The organism is Streptomyces sp. NPDC014907 (genome assembly GCF_055562975.1).
Map to the genome: position 1 here is coordinate 32,552 of NZ_JBVHEG010000017.1, position 17,728 is coordinate 50,279.

The 17,728-nt window shown below is 72.9% G+C and carries 12 protein-coding genes and 1 pseudogene; 8 read left to right on the top strand and 5 right to left on the bottom strand.

Going from position 1 to position 17,728, the window contains the following annotated elements; all coding sequences use genetic code 11:
* Positions 1-201: 201 nt before the first annotated feature.
* The 3 genes from ACZ3IL_RS28165 (at position 202) to ACZ3IL_RS28175 (ending at position 2,875) form a co-directional block, all read left to right on the top strand.
* Positions 202-1,140 carry a hypothetical protein gene (locus tag ACZ3IL_RS28165; protein WP_467394814.1) on the top strand — a complete coding sequence of 313 codons (939 nt, stop codon included), beginning with the start codon at positions 202-204 and terminating at the stop codon, positions 1,138-1,140.
* A gap of 89 nt (positions 1,141-1,229) precedes the next feature.
* Positions 1,230-1,682, top strand: a complete 453-nt coding sequence (locus ACZ3IL_RS28170; protein WP_467394816.1) for a hypothetical protein — start codon at positions 1,230-1,232, stop codon at positions 1,680-1,682.
* 188 nt (positions 1,683-1,870) lie between these two features.
* Complete coding sequence (locus tag ACZ3IL_RS28175) at positions 1,871-2,875, top strand: hypothetical protein (RefSeq protein WP_467394818.1); 1,005 nt, start codon at positions 1,871-1,873, stop codon at positions 2,873-2,875.
* A 206-nt stretch (positions 2,876-3,081) separates the two neighbouring features.
* On the opposite strand, the pseudogene ACZ3IL_RS28180 reads toward ACZ3IL_RS28175, so the two are convergent.
* Together ACZ3IL_RS28180 and ACZ3IL_RS28185 are read right to left on the bottom strand one after the other, a co-directional pair.
* Positions 3,082-3,858, bottom strand: a pseudogene (locus ACZ3IL_RS28180) (IS5 family transposase).
* 527 nt (positions 3,859-4,385) lie between these two features.
* Positions 4,386-4,511: a hypothetical protein gene (locus ACZ3IL_RS28185; RefSeq protein ID WP_467394820.1), complete on the bottom strand. Its 126-nt coding sequence runs from the start codon at positions 4,509-4,511 to the stop codon at positions 4,386-4,388.
* Positions 4,512-4,765: 254 nt separating this feature from the next.
* On the opposite strand from ACZ3IL_RS28185, the gene ACZ3IL_RS28190 reads away from it, so the two are divergent.
* The 3 genes from ACZ3IL_RS28190 (at position 4,766) to ACZ3IL_RS28200 (ending at position 7,698) form a co-directional block, all read left to right on the top strand.
* Complete coding sequence (locus tag ACZ3IL_RS28190; RefSeq protein ID WP_467394822.1) at positions 4,766-5,989, top strand: hypothetical protein; 1,224 nt, start codon at positions 4,766-4,768, stop codon at positions 5,987-5,989.
* Between the two features lie 223 nt (positions 5,990-6,212).
* A complete protein-coding gene (locus ACZ3IL_RS28195; protein ID WP_467394824.1) occupies positions 6,213-6,437 on the top strand; it encodes a hypothetical protein in 225 nt (74 codons plus the stop codon).
* 452 nt (positions 6,438-6,889) lie between these two features.
* Positions 6,890-7,698, top strand: a protein-coding gene (locus ACZ3IL_RS28200; RefSeq protein WP_467394826.1) for an IS5 family transposase whose coding sequence is annotated in 2 segments (ribosomal slippage) — positions 6,890-7,229 and positions 7,229-7,698 — 810 coding nt in all. Because the reading frame shifts where the segments join, the coding sequence is not laid out codon by codon here.
* 5 nt (positions 7,699-7,703) lie between these two features.
* On the opposite strand, the gene ACZ3IL_RS28205 is transcribed toward ACZ3IL_RS28200, so the two are convergent.
* Positions 7,704-8,153: a hypothetical protein gene (locus ACZ3IL_RS28205; RefSeq protein WP_467394828.1), complete on the bottom strand. Its 450-nt coding sequence runs from the start codon at positions 8,151-8,153 to the stop codon at positions 7,704-7,706.
* An 882-nt stretch (positions 8,154-9,035) separates the two neighbouring features.
* Complete coding sequence (locus ACZ3IL_RS28210) at positions 9,036-9,872, bottom strand: ATP-grasp domain-containing protein (protein WP_467394830.1); 837 nt, start codon at positions 9,870-9,872, stop codon at positions 9,036-9,038.
* Positions 9,873-10,436: 564 nt separating this feature from the next.
* On the opposite strand from ACZ3IL_RS28210, the gene ACZ3IL_RS28215 reads away from it, so the two are divergent.
* Both ACZ3IL_RS28215 and ACZ3IL_RS28220 read left to right on the top strand, forming a co-directional pair.
* The gene (locus tag ACZ3IL_RS28215) at positions 10,437-13,802 is read left to right on the top strand and encodes a S8 family peptidase (protein ID WP_467394832.1); all 3,366 of its coding nucleotides are present in this window, start codon (positions 10,437-10,439) and stop codon (positions 13,800-13,802) included.
* An 801-nt stretch (positions 13,803-14,603) separates the two neighbouring features.
* The gene (locus tag ACZ3IL_RS28220; protein WP_467394834.1) at positions 14,604-16,838 is read left to right on the top strand and encodes an FG-GAP repeat domain-containing protein; all 2,235 of its coding nucleotides are present in this window, start codon (positions 14,604-14,606) and stop codon (positions 16,836-16,838) included.
* Positions 16,839-17,015: 177 nt separating this feature from the next.
* Here ACZ3IL_RS28220 and ACZ3IL_RS28225 read toward each other — a convergent pair whose 3' ends face one another.
* The gene (locus ACZ3IL_RS28225; RefSeq protein WP_467394836.1) at positions 17,016-17,564 is read right to left on the bottom strand and encodes a transposase; all 549 of its coding nucleotides are present in this window, start codon (positions 17,562-17,564) and stop codon (positions 17,016-17,018) included.
* Positions 17,565-17,728: the final 164 nt, after the last annotated feature.

Sequence of the window (17,728 nt, forward strand, 5' to 3'; positions counted from 1 at the left end):
CAAGGCCCACGGCTCAACTCGTCCTGAAACGATCAGTAAGGCGGCGGTGCCGTTCGCGGGCACGTTTCGAAAGCCTTCGAAAGGCTGTCGGGCCGGCGGGCCGCCCCGCGAGACTCCTCGGTACCGGGGCAGGCCGCGACCGGTTCGCGGCTGGAAGGCATCGGGTCCCGGTGACCCACGCATGTCAGGAGCACATCAGTGATGAGGAGAGCGTTCTCCCAACGGCCGGGCGGGATCGGCCGGCGCCGGCTGACGACCACGGCGCTGGCGGGGACGGCCCTCCTCCTCGCCGTCACCGGCTGCACAAGCGCCGGGGCGCCGGCAGGCGCGGGCGGAGCCGCGGCACCAGTGCGGACCGTCGCCGCCACCACCGCCGCTGGGCGGAGCCTGCTGCACGACGCGGAACAGGAGCTCCAGCGCCGGTGCATGACGGCGGCCGGGTTCCGGTACTGGGCCAAGCCCGAAAACCCGCTGCCCGAGGCGCGCGACTTCCCGTACGTCGTCGACGACGCGCAGTGGGCCGGGCGGTACGGCTACGGCAGCGTCCTCGAACCGCGGGTCGAGGCGCTCCGCCGCCAGGACCCGAACCGGGTGTACCTCGGCGGCCTGCCCCTGGAACGCCGTCACGCCGCGGTGACCGCCCTCAACGGCACCACCGACGGGCAGGGGCTGCGCGCCGAACTGCCCGGCGGCGCGGTTGTGGGACACAGCGGCAACGGCTGCCGGGTGACGGCCTGGCGCGCCCTGTACGGAGACGTCGCCGGCTGGTACGCGGCGAACACCCTCGTCGGCAACCTGGGCGGCATCAGGCGGCAGCGGGTCGCCGCCGAACCCGAGTTCGCCGCAGCCGTACGGGCCTGGTCGGCGTGCATGCGCCGGCACGGCTTCCCGTACCGGACCCCGCGCGAGGCCAGGGACGCCTTCCTCAGCGGGAAGGGCGCTCCCGGCAGGGCCCGTGAGGTGCGTGTGGCCGTCCGGGAAGCGCAGTGCGCACACGACAGCGGCCTGGCGGCCGTCGCCCAGCGCCTCGACCACCACCACGACCGGGAACTCCGTCGTGAGCACCGCACCGCCGTGGAGCGGGTGGAACGGCTCCGGGCCGCCGCCCTGCCGCGGGCGCGTGCCGTACTGGGCCGCTGACCGGCGGTCCGCCACCCCATGACCCCCGCGCGCACCAGCGCGGGTCGCTCACCCCTGCACCGACAACCGACATCACACGAGGAGAGTCCATGTCCAAGATCCGCATCACCCACCTCATGGCCAGCGCGCTGGCCGCGGCCACGATCGGCCTGTTCCCGGCAGCGGCGCACGCCGAGACCGGGCCGACGGCCGGTACCGCGGTGGCGGCCGGCACCACCACCGCGGCGGCCGACGGCTACCTGTACGCGTGGGAGCACTCGTGGAAGGGCGGGCGACAGGCCACCTGGTCCGACGACAGCGACAACTGGGCCGACCGGAACATGCGCAATCAGGCGTCGTCGGTGCACAACAACGGCTTCGCCGGCGCCTACGAAGACGTGCGGCTCTTCTGGCACACCGACCAGAGCGGGGCCTGGTACTGCCTGGGCAACGGCAGCTACCTGATGGACATGCGCTACGACCGCTTCCCGTACAACGGAAACGGCGGCGGCGAGCCGCTGAACGACAACATCTCGTCGCACGACTGGGTCAACGCCTGCTGATCGCCCCCACCGCACACCGGGCCCGGCCACTTACCGGCCGGCCCCTGCCCCCGCCGCCCGCGCGGCGGGGGTTTCGGTCGTTCTCCTCTCCCTATCCGGCCAACGCCCTTCCGGGGAGAAGCCGCTCCCCTAGGCTCCCAGCCGACCGGGGACGACCGGTCACCCAGGGAACCCATCGGGGGACGGCCATGCCCAAGGAACCGACCGTGCCCGTCGGCCCCACGGAAGACCTGCGACTGTCGGTCAGCAGGCTCCCGGGCACGACGCTCTTCTCCGTCATCGCCGACGCCTTCGGCCACGCCTCCCACGGGATGCCACCGGAGTGGCGGCGCGTCATCCGCGACACGGCACCTCCCGCAGCCGCGGCGACCCTGCACGCACTACTCGCCTCCAGCCATCCTTGGGCACCTGATTCGCTCGCCCTGACGTCGGGCGTCGACAGCGGAGGCGGAACGGGCACCGCGACCTCGATCACCGACGAGCTGGACCGCATCGAGCCGGACACCCTGCTCGGTGAGGTGGAGCACCGGTTCGGCAGCGCCGTCCCCGCGCCATGGCAGCACGTGGCCGAACGGCCGGGGGAGTTCCTCGACACCTACCGGACCCTCACGCGCGCCGTCTGGGACGCCTTCGCCCCGCTGTGGCACCAGGCGGACGCACTGCTGGGCCGCGAAGTGGAGCGCGTCGGGGTCGCCTCTGTCACCGGCGCGCTCGACACGGTCATCAACGACCTCGGCGCCCCCGTCCGGTACGCCGACGGCCGGCTCCACCTGCCCCACCCGTGCCCGCAGCACGCCACCGGACCGGGGCGGCGCCGGTTCGTCCTCGTCCCGCTGGTGTCCGGGTTCGGCGCCTGCACATACAGCGCGGAGGACCCGGACCTGATCTGGGTCGGCTACCCACTCCCGGGGCTGGGCCGGCTCGCCCACCGGTCCACCGAACCGCACCCCCCACCCGCGCGGGACCGCCTCGACCTCGTCCTGGGACCGGTCCGCGCCACCCTCCTGCGCCACGCGCGCCGGCGACCGTCCGTGTCGGAAGCCGCGAGCCTCGCCCACATCACCGTCAGCACCGCCACCTACCACTGCGACCGGCTCGCCCGCTCGGGCCTGCTGCGGCGCCTGCGCCACGGCCGGGAGATCCGCCTGTGCCTCACGGATGACGGTGCGGCACTGCTCGACCTGTTGGCGTGAGCGTCATCGGCGGGTCGCGCGGTCCGGTTCGGGGAGCACCGAGTGGCAGGGACGGCCCGCGGCGTGATGCCTGCCGAGCTCGCACAAGCGGTTCGCCGAAAGGTACGCCTCGAACATACGGGTCGTCACCTCCGCCGCCTCCCAGACCGCCGCCGATTCCGTCAACTCCGGGTGCAGCGTCCCGAGGTCACCCGTGAAGGCGCAACTCATACCGTGTCCCATGGGGTGGGGCGGACGAGTCGTTTGCAGCGGCAGAGGGCTGCGGAGAGGCCGAGGAAGGCCGGGTGGTTGCGGGGTTGGCGTTCGTAGGGGTGGTTGAGCCGGTGGTAGCCGGTGAGCCGGGACATGGTCCGTTCGATGACCCATCGGCGGCGACCGAGTCGTTCGCCGGACTCGGTGCCCTTGCGGGCGACGCGGACGCCGATGCGTTTGCCGCGGAGCCATTTCCGCGGTTCAGGTATGTCGTAGGCCTTGTCGGCGTGGAGTTCGCCCGGGTGGAAGTGCCGGCCTCGATGGGGGTCGTGTTTCGTTTGGAGACCGGTGATCATGGGCTTCGGGCCGTGGCTGTCGTGGACGTTGCCGGCGGAGAGTCCGACGGTGAGGGGCAGCCCTCGGCGATCGGACAGGATGTGCGTCTTCGAGCCGGGTTTTCCCGGTCCACGGGGCTCGGACCGGTGAGTCCGCCCTCTTTTCCGCCCGGACGTGGGCGGAGTCGAGAACGACGCGCGACAGGTCGAGCAGGCCGGCGTCGTCGAGGCGGTGCAGGATCTCTTCATGCAGCCGGCCCCACGCCCCGGCACGCGACCGGATCAGCAACCGGCGGTCAGCGGTCGACTTCGAGATCCCGAAGCAAGGTGGCAGGGCCCGCCAGGCGCAGCCGGAGGCCAGCACGTAGACGATCGCGGCGAACAGCTTCTCATCAGGTGTGTCCCGCGTCCCGCCACCCTGCGGCCGCACCCGAGAGGGATCAACGGCTTCGCGATCTCCCCCGACCCGTCCGGAACAGTCCCACTTCACCTACCCCGCCCCATGACCGCCCCACCACATAGGACACGGTCTTGGACCGCGCGCGCCTGCCGGACACGGTGACGCGGAGGCCGGCCTGCGCGCCGAGGTCGAGCGCTACGTCGCCGAACCCGCCCGTCACGACCCCCGACCACAACCTTCCCTCTGCTGCGGCCGTCGTCGCCGTTCACGTCCCCGGTGGCCTGTTCACGGCCGCCTGGTCGGGGGCCGCCCGCGCCTGCCTCCCCCTCGGCGGACCCCGCGGGCTCCTGCGGCAGCTCACCGAGGACCACAACGCCCGCCGCGCCTACGACGGCTTCGGTGACCGCAACCTGATCACCGCCTGCCTCGGCGGGACTCGTGACGACGAGGAGGCCGGACAGCGCCGGAGGCACCCGGCGATCGATCACATGAGAGGGCCTGCCCCGGCCAGGGTGGCTGCTGTTGGCCTCCGACGGCGCCTACGAACCCCACGAAGACACCGACTACGACCTGGGCGACTATCTCACCGGCGCTCCCGCTCCTCCTTCTCAGCCTGCTCCCGGGCAAGGCTCGCCTCACGTTCCACCCGTTCTCGCTCCAGCCGCGCGTCCTGTGCCGCCCAGCGCGCCTTCATCTGCTCCATGAGCACGCGGTTCCGCTCCTCCTGCTCAAGCCGGCGCGCTCGTCCTCTGCGGCTCTGCGCACTCGCTCCTGCTCCTTCAGCTCCTCCCGGCACCGTGCCGCGGTCTCCTGCCCCTGCCTGGACGGCGCGGGGAAGACGGGGAGCGACGAGCACGGATGGACCTTGCCGACCGTCAGGGCGGCGTGCGCCTCTTCCCAAGGCGCGTTGACGTGCACCTGTAGGGTTTCCTGCGGGGAGAACGATCACGCAGGGGGGAAGCGATGGACACGTCGGCCGCGCGGGAACAAGGGCACGAGCAGATTCGGGTCCGGCTGGCAGCGACAGTGGGCGCCGATGCCGCTGACCTCGGTCGTATTGCCGAGGAGGCCGCCCTCCGGTTGCACGAGAGTGGACAGGAACCCGACTTCGAGGTCCGCTCCGCGGACTTCGCGACCGATCCGTTCTTCGTCTGCGCCGATCGCTACTGGCGGCGGCGCTTCGCCGACAGTCCGTCCTCGGAAACCGCCCTGGCCTGCGCGCGCTGGATCGCCGTGCACACCACCGCCGAATGCCGCTCCGCCGTGCGCGAGCAGTGGACCCTGGGTAACGGCTTCATCAACCGGTCCCACATCGAGACCCGTGAACAGCTCGACGAGGCGGTCCGAGGCATCGTCGGCGTTCCTGGAGCCGCCGATTTGGCCCTGACCCTGCTGCTCTACCACGCCGGAAAACTCCGCGCCAACTTCGCCTTTGACGACCTGAACGCCTTCCTCACCACATCCGCCCTCGCCACCGCAGCCGGCACTCACCGCAACGAACCCGTAGTCCTGGCACTGCGCTCCTTCGCGGCGTTCGGCAGCCGCGCCCTGACCACCGAGCACGCCAGAGACCTCCTCGACCGGGCCTGGACGGCCCCGCACCGCTCGCGGCACGTTCTGGACGTGTGCTTGAACGGGCTGGCGTTCTCCGTGCCCTTCGACGGTCAGGGAGAACTCCTGCGCCGACTTGCACAGGAGGCTGTGCACACCCACCCCGACAACCACATGTTCCGCTTCCGTCTCGCCACCGCCCACCACCTGTGTGCCGACGACGACGAGGCCCTGTCCCATATCGACGCCGCTCTGGCCATGCTTGCCCACCACGGGGCCTTCAGCCGCGAACTGCTCCTGGAGCAGTACCTCGTCAAGCGGGATGCCATCCAGGAAGCCCGGCTACGGGCGGCACGCGAGGCAGAGCACGAAGCTCGCTGGCGGCGCCAGGATGCAGCCAACGCCGACCTGGAGCGCGCTATGCACCGCTCCTCCGTACGGGCCGTCGAACTCGTTGCCGTGTTCACTTCGGCGATCGCCTTCGCGGTCGGCTCCCTTCAAGTCACCCTCAGCGGCACTCTGAGGTTGCGCGAGCGGCTGTGGCTGCTGACGGCTTTGGGCGCGGGGCTGAGCGTTTTCGCCCTGCTCATCGTTGGCGGCACCTGGCTGATCACCCGCGTGCGCTCTCGCCGCTGACCTCCCACCCTCCGGCCCGGACGCCCCCGCTCGCGCCGACCAGTGCAAGCACCAGCGCCCAGGCCCCGGACCCGGCCAGGGCAGGGGAGCGACTCCAGGGCGCTGAAGCTTGTATCCGGCAGCCGGACCGGTTCCTCCCGGCGGGACGCCGGGCGAAGTCGCCGGAGCACCCGCCGGGACGAGGCCGGCGCCCGGGGCCCGAAGACGCCGGGACGAGGTGAGGATGCCGCGACAGGTTCCCGACGTACGGAGGCTCCTCGTGGTCCAGCCGATCCCGCATCTTCCCCCCGAGCGCCTGGAACACCTCCAACAGCTCGTCGACGCCTCCCGGCTGCGCGCGGCGCTCTACCCGACACCGAAGCCGCCGGTCCGGCGCCCTTCCCGCTCGCGGCAGTACCCCGGGGGCCGGCCGACGCTGTGGCGCACCGCGCGGGGGCGCCGCCGGTGAAGCGGGGCGCGGTGGACTCCACCGCGCACCCGGGGTGGCCGATGGGAGTGGAGCCCGCTTCGAGAGCGAAGACCACGATGGTGCGCACCATCCGGCGCGCGGTGCGGTTCGGAGTGCGTACCGGTGCGCGCACCGGATGGTGCGGTGCGCTCCCGACCACCGCACCGGTACGCCGCGCGGCGCGCACGGGAGTGGACTCCACCCCCGACCCACTCCACCCGGTGCGCACACAAAGGGTGACGGCGCATCGGATCGGTGCGCCCGACGCACCCCCTTGTCCACCTCTGCTACCGGCCCGATGGAAGGCCCGTCCGGGCTCCAGCGCTCGGTGGGGGAGGGGAGATCTCTCCCTCCCGGCATCCGGGCACCGTCACCATGCGTAACTGACCGTTTCAGAATGAGTTCGCTGCTGGGGGTTGGCGGTCGGGCTTGGTGGCGGCAGAGTGGTGCGGGTGTCGGATGATCTTGTGCCTGATGAGCTGTGGGAACGCATCGCTCCGCTGCTGCCGCCCCGCCCGCCGCGCCGCCATCGGTATCCCGGACGCCTGCCCGCGGACGACCGCGCCGCCCTGCGAGGCATCGTGTACGTGCTGCGCAAGAACGTGAGCTGGAGGGACGTGCCCGCCGAGCGGACCGGCTGCAGCGGGGTGACGGCCTGGCGGCGGCTGCGGGACTGGACCGAGGCCGGCGTCTGGCCCCGTCTGCACGAAGTCCTCCTGGCCGAACTGCGCAAAGCCGGCCTGCTAGACATGGACGACTGCGCGATCGACGGCTCGCACATCAGGGCGTTGAAAGGGGGGCTCACACCGGACCTTCGCCGGTCGACCGTGCGAGGCCGGGCAGCAAGCACCACCTGATCGTCGACCGGCATGGAACACCCCTCGCCGTCACCCTGACCGGCGGAAACCGGCACGACGTCACCCAGCTGACACCGCTGCTGGACGCGATACCCCGCATCCGCGGCCTGGTCGGCCGGCCGCGGCACCGGCCGGGCCGGCTGTTCGCCGACCGCGGCTACGACTACGACAAGTACCGCCGCATCCTGCGGGCCCGGGGCATCACACCGAAGATCGCCCATCGAGGTGTTCCGCACGGCTCGGGGCTGGGCAAGACGCGCTGGGTCGTGGAGCGGACCTTCGCCTGGCTCCACCAGTTCAAACGCCTGCGGATCCGCTACGAGATACGCGCAGATCTCCACCTCGGCCTGCTTCAACTCGCTTGCAGCATCATCTGCTTGCGACGACTCCGAACCTCATTCTGAAACGATCAGTAAAGGCCGCGGCAGATCTCGCGAGCCCGGTCCAGATCCTTCCTCACCGTCGCGTCGAATTCGAAGACCTGGGTGTGGCGTTCCTGCGAGCGGCGAATGGCCTGTGCCAGCTCCCTGTACCCGGCGTCGCCCGCCGCCGCCGAAGCGGAGAGCGCCCCGGCCGCCGCGTAGCGGTTGAGGGCTATCTCACCGGCCGGGCCCTTGTCCGTGTACTTCTCGGTGTCGAACCCGTCGAGGGCCCTGCAGGCGGCACGCGCGTCCGCCGCAGGAGACCCGCCGGCAGGGGAGGCGGAATCGGAACTCAGCGCCCATGCGGCGCCCGTCCCCGCGGCGCCGAGCACGAGCCCGGCGACGAGGGAGAGCGCCACGGTCCTCGTGCGCGTGCCGGACCGCGCGCGGGACGTCGAGGCGGGAGCGAGGGGCGTGGAAGGCTGCTGTGGCTGCATCCGGCCAAAGGTAACGTGTCCGCCCGCGGCCCGGGCAGGGGGCGGCGCGCGGCCCCGGCCCCCAGTGCTCCGGGGGAGGCTCCTCCCGGTCGTGGAAACGGTGGTTCGGGTGGGCCGTCATGGACCGCACCTGCCCGAAGCGCCCACACACACGGGGCTGTCGGTCCGGATCCAGGACGTGTCCGTCCGGGTGGTGTGCCGGCCGATTGCCCGGCCGGTGGGTTTCCGCGTCTCCCGCCCGGGCCCGGGGCGACCGGGGCCCGGGGCGTGTACGAGGCGGATCCGGTCGGCGGCCGGGCTGTACCCGGTTTCGTCTGACGTCAATGTGTTTCCCCCGTGGTCGTGATGCGCGATTCGGCGTGTTCGACGACGCCGTCACGCTTTCGAGCACCTGTCTTTCGGGCGGATCGCGCACCTTGGGATCGAGCGATTCGGTGAAGGTGCGCAGTGCATCGGCCCTTGCCGCACAAGAGCACGCGCCCGGGGGAGGGTTGGCCGAAACGCCGGTGCCGGTGTACGTGTCGGTGCCATGCGGTTCCGCGCGGCCGGCAGGAGCACGCAGCGGATGCCCCGCCCGCTCGCCCGGGGCGGTCGGCAGGTCCGCGCGGTGCCCGACCGGGTGGCCTGGCGTGGGCCCCCGGGGGTGGGCGTTGGTGGTCGGGGTGGGGGCAGTCGGCGAGGTGGTCGTCCCGGTCACGACCGGGTCTCTGTTCCACCGGTCGTTCATCACGACGGTGTCGCAGGCCCGGCAGGGCCTGACCGGAACCTGTCCTTCTCGGATTCCGAGGTAACGGCCGTAGCGCGCGCATCACCACGGGCCGGGGTCCGACGGACGTCTCGTACTGCCGTTGGTGGCGGTCGAGGCATCCGGGGACGTGCCGGTCAGGCGTGGGAGGAGCCGCTCAGGAACCGGTGGAGGGAGGCCGTCATGCCGGCGACGAAGGCGTCACGGGTCGCGTCGTCGACCTGTTCCAGGGACAGGTAGGGGTTGAGGTCCTCCAGCTCGACCAGGAGGAGGTCGCCTTCCCGGGTCCGGCAGGCGTCCACGCGCTGGATGCCGTGGTCGAGGGTGTTCCAGTCGATGAAGGCGCGGGCGAAGCCGAGATCGGTTTCCGTGGGCCGGTAGGGCTCGAGGGCCCAGCGACGGTCGGGGTCGGGGGCGCGGAGAGCGTACTGGAAGACGTCGTCGATGTAGTAGAACGACACCTCGTAGCGGAAGTCGATGCGGGGCTGGACCAGGATGTCGCCGTAGGCGAGGCCGTCCAGCCGGTCCCGGGGGACGAAGTCGAGGCCGATGGAGTCCGCCCCCGCCTTCGGCTTGACCGCGTACTGGTCGGCCACGGGCAGCGCGCCGAGGTGCTGGAGCCGGTCGACGGTGGGGATGACCGGGTATCCGGCCGCCGTCAGGTCCAGCAGGTACTGTTTGCCGGCCATGTCGGCCCGGCCGGACAGCGGGTTGTAGACCCGGGTGCCGCGGGCCGCGGCCCGGCTCCGGAAGGCGTCGTACTCCCCTTGGTAGTGCAGCACGGGGCCGCTGTTGCGGACCACGACCCCGTCGAAGGCGTCCATGAGAGCGGTGGCGTCCAGCGGGTGGCACAACGCGACGTCGAAGTCGTTCCGCAGCCGCGAGGACAGGAAGATGTCCTCGTCGCAGTAGCGGCGCCCCCGGGCCCGGTAGGCGAGGTCGGTCACGAACAACACGCTGGGGCGGCCGGGCACGGGGCATCTCCTGGATCGGTGGCCACCAACCTACCCAAGCCGCCGGACGCCGCCCCGCGCCGGGTCCACCCACGGCTCGACCAGCGGTTCGACCGGGGAGGGGCGGCCCCCGCGAGGGTGCCGATGCCGGGGCGCGAGGGAGCGGGGCGCCGGCCGCCCCGGCCCGCGACCGGGCCGTGAGGACCGGGCGGGCCGTCGTGTCCCCCCTGGGCCGGATACGGCCAAGTTGGGCCCCGTGGTGAGGGCCGGACCGGTCCCGGGCGGGGAAACGCCGCGGAACCCGTCCCGCAGCGCGTTCCGAGCGGATCGTCCGGACCGCTGTCGCACAGGTGTCGCAGCGCTGTCGTCGTCCGGTCACACACCCGTCGTCACCCCATCGCACTACGGGAGCCGGCGGTGTCCTGAAACCAGCGTTCCCGGCCCGCCGGGACCGCGGCGGCGTTGATCACGTCTCGTCGACCTCCACATACTGCGCTGACCGGCGGCGGACGCCCTGGGCGTCCCTGGCCGGAACCGACCACTCCACCCCATTTCCAAGCTCCTGGGGGAGACTTGCGCGCACATGTGCGAAAAGCACGCGCCTTCACCGTCGCGGCGGCCACGTCGGTGGCCCTGATCGCGGGCACGACCGGCCCCGCGACAGCGACCGTCCCGCACACGGCGGCTTCATCGGACACCGCGCACTCCGCGGGCGACCGGCGCATCCCGCTCGTCACCGGCGACCGCGTGCTGGTGAACGCCAAGGGCCGCATGGTGGGCTTCGAGCCCGCCCCGGGCCGTGAACACATACCCGTTCGGATACAGCGCGTCGGGGACCGCACCCTCGTGGTCCCCGGCGACGCACAGCAGTCGATCTCCTCGGGCCGGCTGGACCAGCGGCTCTTCGACCTCGGTGTCCTCACCGACCCCCGGCTGCGCAAGAGCCACGGCTCGGGGATGAAGCTGATCGTTCGGTACGCGGGCGATGCCGCCGCCCGGGCCGGGGTCCGTGCCGCCGGTGACACCGAACTGCGGCGCACCTTCCCGACCCTCGGCGCCGACGCCATCAGCGCCTCCCCGGACGACCTGCCCCGCGTCTGGGCCGCCCTGACCGACCACCACGACGGTGCCCGCGCCGCCGGCACCGGCATCGCCGCCGGCATCGCCACCGTCTGGCTGGACGGGGTGCGCGCCGCGCGCCTCGACCGCAGCGTCCCGCAGATCGGCGCCGACAAGGCGTGGGCGTCCGGCCACGACGGCACCGGCGTCAAGATCGCCGTCCTCGACACGGGCGTCGACAAGACCCACGACGACCTGAGGACCCAGGTCGTGGGCGAGAAGAACTTCTCCTCCTCCGCCGACGCGGTGGACCGGGTCGGCCACGGCACGCACGTCGCGTCGATCGCCGTGGGCACCGGCGCCGGGTCCGGCGGCCGGTACAAGGGCGTGGCGCCCGGCGCCAGGGTGATCAGCGGGAAGGTCCTCGACGACGAGGGCTTCGGCGACGACTCCGCCGTCCTCGCGGGCATGGAGTGGGCGGCGGCCGAGGGGGCCGATGTCGTCAACCTCAGCCTCGGCACCCCCGACAGCCCCGGCGTCGATCCGCTGGAGGCGGCGGTCGACCGGCTCTCCGCCGAGAAGGGCATCCTCTTCACCGTCGCGGCCGGCAACGACGGCAAGTACGGCGCCTCGTCGGTGGGCTCGCCCGGTACCGCTGACGCCGCGCTGACCGTCGGCGCCGTCGACCACGAGGACCGGCTCGCCCCGTTCTCCAGCACCGGTCCGCGCGCCGGTGACGGCGCCGTCAAGCCGGACCTGACCGCGCCGGGCGTCGCCATCACGGCCGCCGCCGCTCCCGGCAGCGCCCTGGACACCCGTCCCGGCACGCCGCACCCCGCCCCGGGCTACCTCCAGATCGACGGCACCTCCATGGCGACTCCGCACGTCGCGGGCGCCGCCGCGATCCTCAAGCAGCGGCACCCCGACTGGAAGTCCGCCGAGCTGAAGGGCGCCCTGACCGGCTCCGCCAAGGGCGGCGCGTACACGGCCTTCCAGCAGGGTTCGGGCCGTGTCCAGGTCGACAAGGCGCTCGACCAGAGCGTGATCGCCGAGCCGGTCTCGCTGAACTACGGCACGGCGCTCTGGCCGCACCAGGACGACAAGCCCGTCACCAAGAAGGTCACCTACCGCAACCTCGGCAAGACCGACGTCACCCTCGACCTGTCGGTGGCCACCCTGGCCCCGGCGGGCAGGCCCGCCCCGGCCGGGTTCTTCTCGCTCGGCGCCCCGCGGGTGACCGTGCCCGCCGGCGGCACGGCCGACGTCGACCTCACCGCGGACACCCGGGTGGGCGACGAGGACGGCGCCTACTCGGGCTACGTCACCGCCACGGCGGCGGGCCGGTCGGTCCGGACGGCCGCCGTGGCCGTCCGGGAGGCGGAGTCGTACGACCTCACGGTCCGGGTGATCGGCCGCGACGGCGCCGACGCCACCTTCTTCGACAGCACCCTGACCGGCCTCTCCGGCACCGCCGCGGGCGTCCAGACCCGCGTCGGCAACGAGCCCGGCGCGCACACCATCCGCGTGCCCAAGGGGTCGTACACCTTCAACACGGCCGTCTACACGGACCCGTCGGACTACTCCAAGGGCACCGACTGGATCGCGCAGCCGAAGCTGGAGGTCACCGGCGACGCCACGCTCGTCGCGGACGCGCGCACCACGAAGCCCGTCGACCTCACCGTGCCGGGCATCGACCGGGCGGACTACGGCGGCACCTACTACGAGCGCGCGACCGAACAGGGCGGTGTCGGCAGCGGCTGGGTCCTCCGGGGCTTCACCGGTTTCCGCACCGCCCACCTGGGGCCGGCCGTCACCGACGGTTCGCTGATGCAGACCTGGGACGCGCACTTCGTCAAGGACGCCACCAGCCAGTACTCGGTGGCCTTCGGCGGGAAGACGGGTGTGGTCTCGACCGGCTACACCAGGCACGTGAAGGCGAACGAACTGGCCACGCTCAAGGTCGCCGTCGGTGCCTCCGCGCCCGGCAAGTCCGCCCTCGTCTCGCCGTTCGCGCACCTGCCGGGCGCGCCCGAGGGCACCGGTTACGGCGCGCCGCAGCCCGCGCCGGGGGTCCGCACCTTCCACGTCTCCACCGCGGACGGCGTCACCTGGCTCACCAAGGCCGAGCAGTTGGGCAAGTCCGCGGAGGGGGAGCACCCCGTCTGGGAGGGCGGCCAGGAGATGGCCCGGCCGAAGCGCTACGAGGCGGGCCGGAGGTACCGGGAGACCTTCAACACGGGGGTCTTCGGCCCCCTCCTGAGCGAGAGGAGCGGCGTTTTCCGCACCGCTCCAGACCCGGAGACCGGCGTCGAGCAGGTCGTCGGTTCGCTGCCGCTGCTCGCCGACGGCCAGGGTCACCCGGGACTTGCCCCGTACGCCTCGGTCACGACGACGCTGTACCGCGACGGCGTCAGGATCGGCGAGAACGCCGATCCGCTGACCGGGTGGGAGCCCTTCACGGTCGGCGCGGACGACGCCGAGTACCGCCTGACGTCCTCGGTGGAGCGCGCGGCGGGCGCCGCCGCGGTCTCCACCCGGGTCGAGACCGGTTTCACGTTCCGGTCGAAGCGGGTCGCGGCCGACACGGCGCTGCCGGTCTCGACGGTACGGTTCGCCGCCCCTGTCGACCTCGGTTCGCGGATCACGGCGAACGCCCCGGTCCCGGTGCCGGTGACGGTGCAGGGATCGGCGGCGGGCGGCAACCTCGGGTCGCTCTCGGTCTCGGTGAGTTACGACGAGGGCAAGACCTGGAAGCCGGTTCGTGTGCAGAACGGCTCGATCGTCGTGCGCGGCCCGGCGAAGGACAGCGGCATCTCCTTCTCCGCCAGGATCACCGACAAGCAGGGCAACGTGTCGACGCTGGCGATCCACAACGCGTGGCTCGGCAAGTGAGGCCGCACCGCGAGCGCTGACCCTCCCCGGCGGGCCCGGCCCCACCACCCGGAACGGTGGGGCCGGGCCTTCCCGTGCCGCGACGGGACTTCGCGGCCGCCGGACAGGGACCGCGATGCCCGCCGCCACCGGCTCGACCGGTGCCCGTCACGACGGCGCGGGGTCCCTGCCCGGAAGGCCCGGGGACGGTCCGCGGTCCCCGTGGCGTGCTGTGGCCGGGCGCGCGGGGACCGCGCGGTGGTGGGACGGCGGGGGAGGAGCGGGCGTTCCGAGGACGATGCCGAGCGGTTTCGCCGTGTCCTTGCCGACCACCACGCCGGCCGACGAGTCAACGACCGGCACTCCGACGCTTCGAGGAAGCTGCCCGGGCGGCGGAAGGCGGCCCGTCCCCGTGTCTTGGCAGCCGACCGGAAGCGGACCGAACCGAATCGCGGCGCCCCGCCGGCCGGCTCGTGACGGAAACTCAACACCCCCACCTGGACGGGCCGTTCGCGAACGGGCTGCCTCGTCGTACGCTCCGCCGAGGATCCGGCTCTCCCGGCGCCACGGTCACCACCTGGAGGCGCGGCCGGTCCGACGCGGCCGCCGGCGATGTCCGCGTCCCGGAAGAAGCCGTCGGCTCCGAACGCCTCCGGCAGCGGGAGCCGGCCGGTCTCGTGGGCGGTACGCGCCCCCCCGGCCCTCGCGGACCACGGAAGTCCTCCGCCCCGGCGTACAACCCCCCGGGCGCCCCGTGAGTCATGCGGTCAGTGGCATGACGGCATCCCGCCACGCCCGCGAACCCGAGGGAGACACACTCCGTTGAACCGTACGCTCGCCACCACCATCGCCTGCGTCCTGGCCGTGACGGCAGGCGGCCTGACGGCCCCGGCACTTGCGGCGCCCCCGAAGACGGCCGCGGCCGCGCCCGCCGAGACGGCCCCGCCGCTGACCGTCCCCGCCGGCTCGGAGCTCCTCGGTGCGGGCAGGACCGGCATGCTCACCCGTACCGGCACGGGCACCGGCGCCGTCCACCGGTGGACGCGGCACGCCGACGGCGTCACCACGACGCTCCCCGCCGGGACCTTCTGGGGCAGCCCGGGCACCGACCTCGTCGTCTCCCGGGCCGGGGCGGTGTACACGCTCACCGACATGAGCGGGGCGGCCGAGCCGGTCGTGATCGACACCTCCGCGCTCGGCCCGCAGGCCGCCGGGTACACGCTCCGGCAGGTGGTCGGCACCACGCTGGTGATGTCGGGCCGGGTGGACGGCGTGGACCGGCACCACCTGGTCTCCCTGGAAGCCGGCGAGGTCGTCTCCCGGACGGTGCCCCTGCCGCAGGGCTGGGACTCCTGGCGGGACTACGTCACCGGCCCCGGCACCTTCGCGGTGATCCTCCGCTCGCCGAACGCCGCGTCGCGCCGGCTCGGGGTGGTGGACGTGGCCACCGGCGAGGTCGTCGAGTCGTACGCCCTCGCGTACTCGGCCTCCGTCGAGTCCGTCACCCTGACGCCGACCGACGCGATCTGGGTGGAGAACCCCTACTCCGCGGACAAGAGACTGGTCGTCACGCCCAGGGGCACGGACCGGACCCAGCCGGTGCCGCTGGACTCCCCGGGCGACGCGGCCGGCGTCGTGCTCCACGCCCTCGGCGACTGGGTCGCGTACACCAAGCCGGGCGGCGGCACCGCGCTCTCCCCCAACGGCCTCCACCCGGTCACCGTCCGTTCGGCGAAGACCGGTACGGCCTTCCCGCTCCTGGACCACGCGACGTCCCTCGTTCCCGACGGCGACGGCGGCCTGCTCGCCGTCGGCGGCACTCTCGCCCAGGGCGAGGGCCTGTACCGGATCGCCCCGGACGCCGCCACCGGCAGGCCCGCCGCGACCCTCGTCCGCACCTCCGGGCAGCCGACCGCCCTCACCGCGGTGACGCAGACCCCGCCGCCGGCCGGCACCGTCGACCTCGACCGCACGGGCGGCGGGATACCGGCCGGCTGGACGTTCAGCCGCTTCAACGCCAAGGTCTCGCTGACGCTGAGGCACACGGCCTCCGGCCGGACCGTGGAGATCGCCGACAAGACGCCCAGCGAGGAAACGACCACGTTCCCGCTGGACTGGAACGGCCTGTACGACGACGGCCTCCCGGCCTACAACGGCGCCTACACCTGGACGATGCGCGCCGAGCCCGCCAACGGCATCGGCCCGGTAGTCGAGCGCCAGGGCGCCTTCACGGCGACCCGCGCGCCCCACCCCCGCGACTTCGACGGCAACGGCTCGCCCGACGTCTTCTCCCGCGGGCAGGACGGCTACCTCGGCGCGTACGACCTCCGGCAGCTGCGGAGCGTGAAGCCGTTCCAGCAGCCGTACGAGATGCGGGTCGGCGGCGGCTGGAACGCATACGACCGCATCACCCCCACCGGGAACACCGCCGGCACCCGCGACGCCGACATCGTCGCCCGCGACCGCTCCGGCGCGCTCTGGTTCTACGCGGGCACGGGCACCCACAAGGCGCCCTTCGCGGCGCGCACCCCGATCGGCGGAGGCTGGCAGGCGTACGACAAGCTCACCGGCGGCTCCGACCTGACCGGCGACGGGCTGAACGACCTCCTGGCCGCCGACGGGTCCGGCGTCCTGTGGCTCTACCAAGCCACCGGCAACGCCACGGCCCCCTTCAAGCCGCGCGTGAAGCTCGGCGCCGGCTGGCAGGCGTACAACCAGATCACGGCCACCGGCAACATCGCGGGCGCGCCCGCGGGCGACCTCGTCGCCCGGGACAAGGACGGCGTCCTCTGGCTCTACCTCGGCAAGGGCGACGGCACCTTCACCGCCCGCACCCGCATCGGCGGCGGCTGGCAGCGTTACCAGCAGATCCTCGGCGTCGGCGACGTGGACGGCGACGGCCACAACGACGTCGTGGGGGAGGAAGTGGCCGCGAACCCGGCCGCCGGCTCGCCGCAGACCACCCTTTCCCTCTACCGGGGCACGGGCCAGTGGGCGGCGCCGCTCGCCGCCCCGCAGCACACCGGCTCGCTGTGGAGCGACCCCCAGCTCCACTGACGCGGCACGGCCGCCCGGACCGTCCTGCCCGCCACGCGGCCTCCGACGCTCCGGGCCGCACCGCGAGAGGGGGCCACGAGCACCGGACCCGTAGCCCCCTCGTCCGGCTCCCCGGACCGCGACGGTCGGCGCCCGCCCCTCGCGCCAACGAGTCCACCGGCGGCCGGACGAAGACGCTCACCGGCCCACGCCTCCGCGCGGGCCCGGACCCGGGGAACCCACCGGGGCCGGCCGACCCGGGCACGTCCCGCCGACCGGGACCGGGGACCGAGTTCGGGCAGCGGCGGCGTGCTGGTGGGCGCGCACGGTCGTGGAGCCGACCGCGACAGCCCACTCCAGGTCGCCTTCGGCGTCGGACTGGGCGAGCAGGGCTGTGAAAACCCTCTTCCAGGTGCCGTCGGCGGCCCAGTTCCGCAGCCGGTTGTGTACGCCCTTCCACGAACCGTATTTCCCAGGCAGCTCCGTCCACGGCGTTCCGGTGCGGTACTTGAACGCGATCGCGTCGCTCAGAAGGCGGTGATCACGCCACCGCCCGCCGCGCCGAGGCGCCCGGGCCTGTAGCAGACCGGCGTCCTTGCGTCCTGGGGTGAAGTCCCCTGGGTCCAGCACGGGTGCTTCGGGGAGACGCGAGGTCTTCAGACAGGCACTGGGGACGAGAAGACCTCCCTCTTGGTCTCTGGGGCGTCGAATGCCGAGACCGTGACAGTCCGTCCCGCCGCGCAGCATTTGCCTGGCCCTGCAGAGGGGTGCCGGCGCAAAGGACGGCGCTCGCCGTACGGGCCCGGCCTCGAGGTCGTGGCCCGTCGCGCGGGCCCGGCGGTGAGGGTCTGGTGAACCCTCCCGCCCGCGGGATCGGCTCTTTCGAACTGGGGTGTGCCGGGTGTGGTCTG

What these genes read in the sequence shown, in the direction of transcription:
- ACZ3IL_RS28165 (WP_467394814.1), top strand. Translation starts at nt 202, where the DNA reads ATGAGGAGAGCGTTCTCCCAACGGCCGGGCGGGATCGGCCGGCGCCGG.
- ACZ3IL_RS28170 (WP_467394816.1), top strand. Translation starts at nt 1,230, where the DNA reads ATGTCCAAGATCCGCATCACCCACCTCATGGCCAGCGCGCTGGCCGCG.
- ACZ3IL_RS28175 (WP_467394818.1), top strand. Translation starts at nt 1,871, where the DNA reads ATGCCCAAGGAACCGACCGTGCCCGTCGGCCCCACGGAAGACCTGCGA.
- ACZ3IL_RS28190 (WP_467394822.1), top strand. Translation starts at nt 4,766, where the DNA reads ATGGACACGTCGGCCGCGCGGGAACAAGGGCACGAGCAGATTCGGGTC.
- ACZ3IL_RS28195 (WP_467394824.1), top strand. Translation starts at nt 6,213, where the DNA reads ATGCCGCGACAGGTTCCCGACGTACGGAGGCTCCTCGTGGTCCAGCCG.
- ACZ3IL_RS28205 (WP_467394828.1), bottom strand. Translation starts at nt 8,153, where the DNA reads ATGCAGCCACAGCAGCCTTCCACGCCCCTCGCTCCCGCCTCGACGTCC.
- ACZ3IL_RS28225 (WP_467394836.1), bottom strand. Translation starts at nt 17,564, where the DNA reads ATGCTGCGCGGCGGGACGGACTGTCACGGTCTCGGCATTCGACGCCCC.